Raw genomic sequence first — 8,717 nt, 5'->3', positions numbered from 1 at the left:
CCGAATGACCCCGCTCCCGCATCCGCACCCGCTCCCAAACAGCAGCGCCAAGAACGAACAAACAAGAACACCGAAAGACCGAAATGACACAAGCCCCGAAAGGCGCCCTCACCGGCATCCGCGTACTCGACATCTCGCGCATCCTCGGCGGCCCGTACTGCGGCCAGATCCTCGGTGACCATGGTGCAGACGTACTCAAGGTCGAGCCACCACAAGGCGACGACACCCGCACCTGGGGCCCGCCCTTCAAGGAAGGTGTCGCCTCCTACTACCACGGGCTCAACCGCAACAAGCGCGTACAGCACCTCGACTTCTCCACCCAGGAAGGCCGCGATGCACTGCTCGCACTGGTCGCCGACGCCGACGTGCTCATCGAGAACTTCAAGACCGGCACCATGGAGCGCTGGGGCATCGGCTACGAGGCGCTGTCGCAACGCTTTCCCCGCCTTGTGTGGTGCCGCGTCTCCGGCTTCGGCGCCGACGGTCCGCTCGGCGCGCTGCCCGGCTACGACGCCGCCGTGCAGGCCATGACCGGCATCATGAGCATCAATGGTGAAGCCGATGGCGGGCCGCTGCGCGTGGGCCTGCCCGTGGTCGACATGGTGACCGGGCTGAACGCGGTGATCGGCGTGCTGCTCGCGCTGCAGGAACGCCAGCGCAGCGGGCGCGGACAGTTCGTGGAAGCGGCGCTGTACGACAGCGGCCTGTCGCTGCTGCATCCGCACGCAGCCAACTGGTTCATGGACGGCACGGCGCCACGACGCACGGGCAATGCGCACCCCAACATCTATCCCTACGACGCGCTGGCCACCGGCACCGACCCCGTGTTCGTGGCCGTGGGCAACGACCGGCAGTTCGCGAGCCTGTGCCGCTGCATCGGGCTGCCCGCGCTGGCCGACGATCCGCTCTATCGCACCGCCGGCGCGCGCTCGGTGCACCGCGACGGGCTCAAGCAGCAGCTCGAAGCGGCGATGGCAGCCTTCGACGGGCGCGAACTCGTCGAGCAACTCATGGCGGCCGGCGTGCCCGCGGCGCCGGTGCTGCCGGTGGACGCCGCGCTGCAGCATCCGCACACGCTGCACCGCGAAATGGTGGTCGAGATGGAAGGCGGCTACCGCGGCATCGGCGCGCCGGTGAAGCTGAGCCGCACGCCGGCCAGCTACCGCCATGTGCCGCTGACGCCGGGCAGCGCATTCCTGCCGCTGGACACCGCCGCCAACGACGATGGCAACAGCAATGGCTCAGCGAAGGAACACTGAACGGCCGCGGCCGATGCCGTAGTAAGCGATGCCGGCGGCTTCGGCCTCGGCGGCGTCGTAGAGATTGCGGCCGTCGAAGATCGCGGGCGTCTTCAACGTGTTCGCGATGTGCGCGAAATCGGGCTGGCCAAACTCGCGCCACTCGGTCACCAGCGCCAGTGCATCGGCGCCTTGCAGCGCTTCTTCGGCGCTCGCGCACCAGCGGATGCCGTCGCCGCGCTCGCCGACGATGGCGCGCGCATTCGCCATTGCCGCCGGGTCGTAGGCCTGCACGCGCGCACCCGCCGCCCACAAGCGCTCCAGCAGCACGAGGCTGGGCGCATCGCGCATGTCGTCGGTGTCGGGCTTGAAGGCCAGGCCCCAGAGCGCGATGGTCTTGTGGGCGATGCGACCTTCGAAGTGATGCGCCATCAGGTCGAACAGCCGCCCCTTCTGCTCGTGGTTGACGGCCTCGACCGCCGAGAGAATGCGCAGCGCGTGGCCATCGCGGTCGGCCGCGTGCCGCAGCGCCCGCACGTCCTTGGCCAGGCATGAGCCGCCGTAGCCCGCGCCCGCCTGCAGGAAACCGGGCCCGATGCGGGGGTCGGCACCGATGCCGCGCCGCACCATCTCGATGTCGGCTCCCGCGTGCTCGGCCACGCGCGCCATTTCGTTCATGAAACTGATGCGGGTGGCGAGCATCGCGTTGGCGGCGTACTTGGTGAGCTCGGCCGAGCGCCGGTCCATCACCAGGAGCTGCTGCTTCGCATCGCGCACGAACGGGGCGTAGAGCCGGGTCAGCAGCTCGATGGCCTGCGGGTCTTGCGTGCCGATGACCACGCGGTCGGGCCGGCGGCCATCGCGCACGGCCGAGCCTTCGCGCAGGAACTCGGGGTTGACCGCCACCGCGATGCGATGCGCCGCACCGCGTTGCGAAAGCTCGCCCTGCAGCACGGCCTCGACCTGCTCGGCCGTTCCCACCGGGGCGGTCGATTTGCACACGACCAGCGCATCGCGGTCGCGGTGCTGGCCGATGCTGCGTGCCACTGCCATCACATGCTGAAGATCGACCTCGCCCTGCGCATCGGCCGGCGTGTTGACCACGATGAAGAGAAGGTCGCCGTGCAGGCTGGCGGTGCGCGCGTCGGCGGTGAATTGCAGCGTTCCGGCGGCAAGGCCCGCCGCCACCAGCGCCTCCAGGCCGGGCTCGTGCAACGGCATGCGGCCGCGCAGCAACCCATCGATGCGGCCGGCGTCCGCATCCGCGCACAGCACCTCGTGCCCGGCCTCGGCCAGGCACGCGGCAAAGCCCAGGCCCACGTAGCCGGCACCGAAGATGCTTACTTTCATGGACGCCCCCCTTCCTTCGGGGACTGGTGGCGCGCACGGTTGTGCGATAAAAGCAGGATGCAAGCCTTCAAAACAATGTCCGGACAGGAAAATTCGATGATGCCCGATCAAGTTGCCGCGCGTTGCGCGCTGGTCCTGGAGACCAACAACCTGCGCGGCGGAGCGGATGCCGAAGCCAAGACAAGCACCAGCCTGCAACGCCTGGTCGCCCTGCTGGCCCGCCAGAAGCTGCCGCTCACGGCGCTGGCGCAGGTGGTCGTCACGCACGACGGACTGAGCCCGGCCACCTGCGATGCGGTGAGCGCGCTCGCGGGCCGCCCGGTCGATTTCGTGCGCATCGATGCCGCCACCGGCTACTACGACGCCAAGAACGTCGGCTTTGCCGCCACCGACGCGGCACGCTGCGACCACGTGGTGTTCGCCGATGCCGATTGCCTGCCCGACGACGACTGGCTGCTGCAGATGCTGGCGCCCTTCACGCGGCCCGATGCGCCCGCCGTGGTGGCCGGCCGCACCAGCTACGCGGCCAACGTGGTCGGCACCGCGCTGACGACCATCGACTTCATGTACTTCCCCAACGCCGACCACGCGGGCGCCACGAGCAACTTCTACGCAAACAACGTGGCCTTCCGGCGCGACGTGTTCGAGAAACACAGCTACCAGGCACTCGACGGCGTGTACCGCGCGCACTGCCAGGTGCTGGGCATGCGGCTGAAGGCCGCGGGTGTTCCCATTCACTATGCGGCCGCGGCGCACACCGAACACCGCCTGCCCGACACGCGCGCCGAGGCGCTCAAGCTGCGCTGGATGCGCGGGCAAGACACCTATTCGCTCACGCCGCACCTGCTGCGCAGCTATGTGTCGGCGCGCTGGCAATGGCTTGCGAAGAGCGGCCCCATCGGGCCGCTTTGCGTGCTGTTCACGCGGCTGGGTTTCAGCGTGCGCGCGCTCAACCATCAAGACCTGCCGCCGCTGCGCGGCCTGCGCTGGGCAGCGGGCGTGGCGCTGATCCTCGGGTTCTCGGCGGTCGACATGCTGGGCGCGTTTGCACGCGGCATCGGCTGGCACACCACCGGCAAGACGAACGCGGATGCGCAGGCGCTGTCTTATCACCGGCCCTGACAGTTTTCCCTGCCCCTCTCTGGCTCTCTCTTTCTCCAGAAGAACAACAAGCAAAAAAGACCATGCACATTCGCTCTTCGTTTTCCGTTCGCCACGTGGCGACGGGCCTCGCACTTGCATTCGCGAGCGCCTTTGCCCTTGCCAATGCCGCCGACTTCACCGGCCGCGGCGTCTTCAATTTCAAGTCCGACAGCGGCTGCCCCTTCGGCTCGCTCGCGGCCGCCGGCGACTGCAACCGCCTCGCGCTGGACGACGCCGACACCCGTGCCGCGCTCGACGGTGCCGCGCACGCCATCCGCTTCACCAACACGCGCAGCTACGGCGAAAAAACCATCGTGGGCGATGTGCTGCTGCAAGGCTCCGGCCAGGCGCGCAGCGGGCAGCGCGTGCCGCTGACCTTCCACGCGCTGCTGAGCCGCTCGGGCACCGAGTGGTCGGTGAGCAGCCATGCGCACTCGCCCGTCGGCGACGAGTTCGGCGACATCCGCATCGACCCGTACCAGGTCATCGTGAACGACGGCAGCGCCGAGCGCGTGGTGCTCACGCCCGCGCAGATCACCGAAGCGCTGGCCAAGCCCTCGCTGACCGCGCGGCTGGCCAACGTGCTGGTGCAGGTGAACGACAACCGCACCGGCGGCGCGAAAGATGCCGACATCACCATCGGGCTGGGCCTGAGCAAGGCTTCGAAGTCGGTGGCGCGCGCACGCTTCCATGCGCCGGGCGCCAAGGGTCGGGAGCTGGCCGAAGCCATGCAGCAAGGCAACTGGACGCTGGAGCTGCAGGCATTGAGCGGGCAGATCCCGCGCCAGGTGGTGCAGCGCGACCTGTTCCTGTACGGGCTCGAATCGCAGTCGCTGCTGCAACCGCTGTTGCAGCGCGGCTTCCGCAAGAACGAGAAGCTGGTGCTCGGCGCCACCAACGGCAAGGGCTACGTGCGCTACGACGGCCAGCAGCGCGAATTCGCGGGCGCCGATGCGGCGGCACGCGCCTTCCTTCAAGACAGCTTCATCGGCCTCGTGCTGGGCTGGCAGCAACAACAGCCTCTGCCACCACAACAGCAGCAGCAGCAACAGGCCCTGAAGACCAAGGCCGATGGACGCTGAAGCTTTTTCTTCTTCTGCGTCTTCAGCGACGGCCGCCGGCTTCGACTGCCTCGCATCACCGCAACTGCGCGGCTGGCCGGCGCTGCAGGCCCGGCTGGTGCGCCACGTCAAGCGCGCCGCGCTGCGCCAGTTGCATGCCAGCAATGCCGGCGAGATGCTGCTGCTTCGCTTCTACCTGGTCGGCGAAGAATCGTCCGAGCAGGCGTTGCAGCGCGAACTGCGCATCGACCCACCCGACTGGCTGGCGCGCCAGCTCGACCAGCACCTGGCCGACGAGCAGCTGCACGCGCGTCTTTTTGCCGAGGCCATCGTCGAGCGCGGCGGCAGCGCGCAGGCCGCGGCCTCGCCCGAAGAAGCGCCACGGCCCGACTGGCTGAGCCGCCGCAAGCTCGCGCGCTGGCAAGAAATCATCCGGCGCCACGCGCCGCATTTTGCGCATGGCGGGCTGGTGCCGGCCTACGCCATCGGGCTGTCGGCCGAGCAGATGGCCTCGCGCATCCTGCAGCGGCATTGCGCGCTGATCGGCCCCGCGCATGCACTGCACCCGCTGCTGTCGCGCGTGCTGGCCGACGAAGACCGCCACATCCGCCTGTGCAGCCACACGCTGCAACGCTGCGTGGCACCGCACGAGCAGGCGCGGCTGGCCCAACTGATGCGCGAAGTGCGCGACACCGAGCGCGGCTTCGGCATCACCGGTGCGGCCGGCATGTTCCTCGCCGGCCTGGCCCTGCGGCTGCGCCCCGGCGCGGCGCGGCGCGTGCACGCCTGAGTCGATGCCGCCGCGCATCGTCTACCTTGCGACCGCGGACGCGCGCGGCCATCTCATGCGCGCGCAGTTGCTCACGCACGCGCTGCGAGCCGCCGGCGCGCAGGTCCAGGTGCTCACCACCTCGGACGAAGGGGCGCGCTTTCTGGCCGGCTTCGGCATCGACGCGCCCGTGCTCTCGCGCCACTACGCGGTGCAGTTCGACCGCGAGCAGAACATGCTGCGCCGAGAAACCGATCGCAACGTCGCCCACTACATGTTCAGGCCCGAGCGCATGCTGCGCGACATCGTGCGGCTGCGCGGCTGGTTCCGTGGCGCGGATCTGGTGGTGAACGATTCATTCCACCCCGCGCTGCTCTTCATGGGCTGGATGCCGGGGTGGCGCCACAAGGTCGTGCACGTGTACGGCGCCAGCCTGCGGCACGCGCTCGAAACCAATTTCAGCGGCCGCATGCCAGGCCCCGTCGCCCGGGTGTTCGGCCGCATCGTGGCCTGGCAGATCGACCGCAGCCGCGCGCGCATCGAACACGACTTCGCTTTCGACGCGCCCAGCCACGACGGGCGCGGCAGGCACCGGCTGGCCACGCCCGTCGCGGTGGTGGATGCCGTGGACCGGAGCGACGCCGCGCAACGCGTCGCCGCCGTTTATCTCAATCCGCATTTCGAGGAGCCCGCGCTGGCCGACGGTCTTGAACAAGGCCTGGCCGACGCGGGCCTGCCGGCCCACCTGGTCGGCGAAGGCTATGCCGACCGGCCGCGCTGGCATGCGCGCGACGAGCACTGGATCGAGACGGCCGCGCACAGCGCCTTCATCGTTTCCGCGCCGGGCATGGCGGCGCTGTCGATCGCGGCGGTGTACCGCAAGCCCATCCTGCTGCTGCTGACCGACCAGCCGGAACAGGCGATCAACGCGGGCCGCGCCGCGCAACTGGGCCTGGCGCACCGCGTGGTGGTGTGGCGCGGCGATGCGCGGAAGTTCGCGCGGGCCGTGACGGTGGCGGCGGGGGAATTGAGGGACGCGGGCGGCGACGATGCGGACACCAATGGCGGGCGTGCCGCCGAGGGGCGCCAGGCGGCCATCGACCGGCTGCAGCACTGGGTCGTGCTGCTGTCGGCCCTGGCCGCGCCGCGTGGCTAGCCGCTGACCCTGCGCGCCGAATCGACCAGCGCGCGAAACACCCGCGCCACGGCGCGCACCGGGTACATCTCGGACCACGGCCTGGAGGCTGTTGCCTCGGGCGGCGCCGAGATCACGCCACGGCCCGTGCGCAGCGACACCTGCAGCTTGCGGATCGAAAAGCTCGGCGGCGCCATCACCAGCCGCCGCATCCCGCCAGTGGCCACCGCGCGGCTCGCATCGGCGACCACGAACTGCAGCACCAGGCACTTGCGCCCCGCGGTCGGCTGCACCTCGAACACCACGCTGCGCCGCCGCGCGCCGGTGGCGCGCTGCCCCGGCAGCACCACGCCATCGAACATCGCATGGACGCTGGTGGGCTTGGCATTGGCGAGAAAGTCGATGCGCACCTCGAGCCGATGCGGCTGCTGGTGCGAGGCCGATGGCGACAGCGCCGGCAGAGGAATCACCAGGCAGGCCAGCTCGCCGTGGCTGCGCACCCCGGCGTCGTGAAACCCCGACCAGCCGTGGCTGAGCCAGCCGAGCGCGGCGCTGCCGGGGTGGAACATGTAGGGCCGGCCCAGCTGCAGTTCGGACACTTCGGGCAGGCCCAGGCTCAGGCCCTGGTCATCGTCGAAGCTCCGACGCGCGCCGAATGCGCGGTCGATGGCCGTTGCGGGCCAGGCCGTGGAACCTGGAACTGGACTGGGGCCGGGCGATGCGGCATGGTGATTTTCTGCTTCTGGTTCTTTCGCACGGCCATCGATGCCACCACCATCATCACCACCGCCACAAACGGCCTCCACGAAATCCATGGCGCCGAGGCCGGGCCCCATCGCGATCCAGTCCGAGCAGGCCAGCGGCAACTGCCCTGCCGCGTCGCGGTCTGGCTCGATCAGCGCATGGGCCGGCTTGCGGAAGTAGCGCGCCTCGGCCAGCACGTTCGACGACAGGCCGGCCACGAAATGCACGTTCGACGCCGACAGCAGCGCGTAGGTGTTCTCGCGCGTCCAGGCCACGTTGGGAATGGCGCGCGCTATCGGCACGAGGTCGTGCAGCGCGGGTTCATGGGAATGCGGCTTGATGACCAGCAGGTCGACGCCCTGCGCCAGTTCGCGCAGCGGCGCGATGACGCTGGCCGGGTGCATGGTGCGCCCGCCGCTCACCAGGGACAGGTCGAGCAGGTCCTGTCCGAAGAACAGGCCCACGCGCAGGCGCGGATCGAACAGCGTGGGCGCGCCCCGCCGCGCGAAGCAGCCCTTGCGCACGGCGGCGTGGTTCCAGAACAGTTCGTCGTCCACGCAGCGGGCGCGCAGCGCGGCTTCGATGACGGGGTCGTTGGTGCGGGCGCAAAAATGCATGTGCTCGGTGAAGCGGCGCGGATCGATCTCGATGTCGAGGTAGCTCGCGCCGCTGCGGTGAATGCAATGCAGCAGCGCCGGGGTAAGGCCCCAGCCGATGACGAGGCAACCCGCATCGAATGCGGGCATGCCGTCGCGCCCGGCCAGCGGCAGCAGATCGGCGACGCAGGCGCGGGCCCAGCCGGCGGGGGTGCGGGGCAATTCGAGCCGGTCCATGAGCCGTGCGACGTCGATGCGGCCACCGTCGGAGAGGGGCGCGACGTCGCGCATGGGGAGGCCTAGGCGGCCGAGCGCGGAGTCTAGGAAGCCCCGGAGAAAGCGCCGGTCGGCGGCGTGATACGCAAGGCCGTTGGCGGCGGAGCGGAAAAAGTCGTCCGCAAAAATGACGTGATGAAACCGGCGAGTGGTCATAGGCTTCGGGCAGCGCGGCCTGCCCGTTGCACACCGTCCGCCGACCTTTCCTGAGCGATGCGTCAATCTAGGCAGCGACTCTTAGCCACGAATGAGGAAGAGACCGGGGCCAGGCAAAGTTCCGGCAAAGGCGCCGTAAGCGCGGGGATACATCGATGCTGGGAGCGCTGCCGTTCGGGGTCTTCTGCTGGCCGATGCGGAGTGACGCGGGCGCGGGGTCATTCTTTCGCTTGTGCGACTGACACCGGG

The 8,717-nt window shown here is 69.5% G+C and carries 7 protein-coding genes; 5 read left to right on the top strand and 2 right to left on the bottom strand.

What is annotated here, in order from left to right; all coding sequences use genetic code 11:
* Positions 1 to 83: 83 nt before the first annotated feature.
* Positions 84 to 1,259, top strand: a complete 1,176-nt coding sequence (locus DBV14_RS32990; RefSeq protein ID WP_124466431.1) for a CaiB/BaiF CoA-transferase family protein — start codon at positions 84 to 86, stop codon at positions 1,257 to 1,259.
* Here DBV14_RS32990 and DBV14_RS32985 read toward each other — a convergent pair.
* On the bottom strand, positions 1,242 to 2,588 hold the full coding sequence (locus tag DBV14_RS32985; RefSeq protein WP_124466428.1) for a UDP-glucose/GDP-mannose dehydrogenase family protein: 1,347 nt from the start codon (positions 2,586 to 2,588) through the stop codon (positions 1,242 to 1,244). The genes DBV14_RS32990 and DBV14_RS32985 overlap by 18 nt on opposite strands.
* Before the next feature lie 96 nt (positions 2,589 to 2,684).
* Here DBV14_RS32985 and DBV14_RS32980 point away from each other — a divergent pair, with 96 nt between their 5' ends.
* From DBV14_RS32980 to DBV14_RS32965, 4 genes are all read left to right on the top strand, one after another.
* Positions 2,685 to 3,710 (top strand): glycosyltransferase family 2 protein, encoded by a 1,026-nt coding sequence (locus DBV14_RS32980; protein WP_124466425.1) that lies wholly within the window; start codon positions 2,685 to 2,687, stop codon positions 3,708 to 3,710.
* A 62-nt stretch (positions 3,711 to 3,772) separates the two neighbouring features.
* The gene (locus DBV14_RS32975; RefSeq protein WP_124466423.1) at positions 3,773 to 4,813 is read left to right on the top strand and encodes a hypothetical protein; all 1,041 of its coding nucleotides are present in this window, start codon (positions 3,773 to 3,775) and stop codon (positions 4,811 to 4,813) included.
* On the top strand, positions 4,803 to 5,582 hold the full coding sequence (locus DBV14_RS32970) for a hypothetical protein (protein ID WP_124466421.1): 780 nt from the start codon (positions 4,803 to 4,805) through the stop codon (positions 5,580 to 5,582). The genes DBV14_RS32975 and DBV14_RS32970 overlap by 11 nt, the downstream gene beginning before the upstream one ends.
* A gap of 4 nt (positions 5,583 to 5,586) precedes the next feature.
* Entirely contained in the window at positions 5,587 to 6,717 is a 1,131-nt protein-coding gene (locus DBV14_RS32965; RefSeq protein WP_124466418.1) for a hypothetical protein, read from the top strand.
* Here the strand turns inward: DBV14_RS32965 and DBV14_RS32960 are convergent.
* Complete coding sequence (locus tag DBV14_RS32960; RefSeq protein WP_260397320.1) at positions 6,714 to 8,327, bottom strand: hypothetical protein; 1,614 nt, start codon at positions 8,325 to 8,327, stop codon at positions 6,714 to 6,716. The two genes, DBV14_RS32965 and DBV14_RS32960, sit on opposite strands and share 4 nt — an antisense overlap.
* Positions 8,328 to 8,717: the final 390 nt, after the last annotated feature.

Origin of the sequence: Variovorax sp. KBW07, from assembly GCF_003852515.1 — a bacterium.
In the GTDB taxonomy this organism is placed as follows: Bacteria; Pseudomonadota; Gammaproteobacteria; order Burkholderiales; family Burkholderiaceae_C; genus Variovorax.
This window is presented reverse-complemented; position numbering and strand designations above follow the sequence as displayed.

Coding starts and splice junctions, on each gene's coding strand:
- DBV14_RS32975 (WP_124466423.1), top strand. CDS start 3,773: ATGCACATTCGCTCTTCGTTTTCCGTTCGCCACGTGGCGACGGGCCTC.
- DBV14_RS32970 (WP_124466421.1), top strand. CDS start 4,803: ATGGACGCTGAAGCTTTTTCTTCTTCTGCGTCTTCAGCGACGGCCGCC.
- DBV14_RS32985 (WP_124466428.1), bottom strand. CDS start 2,588: ATGAAAGTAAGCATCTTCGGTGCCGGCTACGTGGGCCTGGGCTTTGCC.
- DBV14_RS32960 (WP_260397320.1), bottom strand. CDS start 8,327: ATGCGCGACGTCGCGCCCCTCTCCGACGGTGGCCGCATCGACGTCGCA.
- DBV14_RS32980 (WP_124466425.1), top strand. CDS start 2,685: ATGATGCCCGATCAAGTTGCCGCGCGTTGCGCGCTGGTCCTGGAGACC.
- DBV14_RS32990 (WP_124466431.1), top strand. CDS start 84: ATGACACAAGCCCCGAAAGGCGCCCTCACCGGCATCCGCGTACTCGAC.
- DBV14_RS32965 (WP_124466418.1), top strand. CDS start 5,587: ATGCCGCCGCGCATCGTCTACCTTGCGACCGCGGACGCGCGCGGCCAT.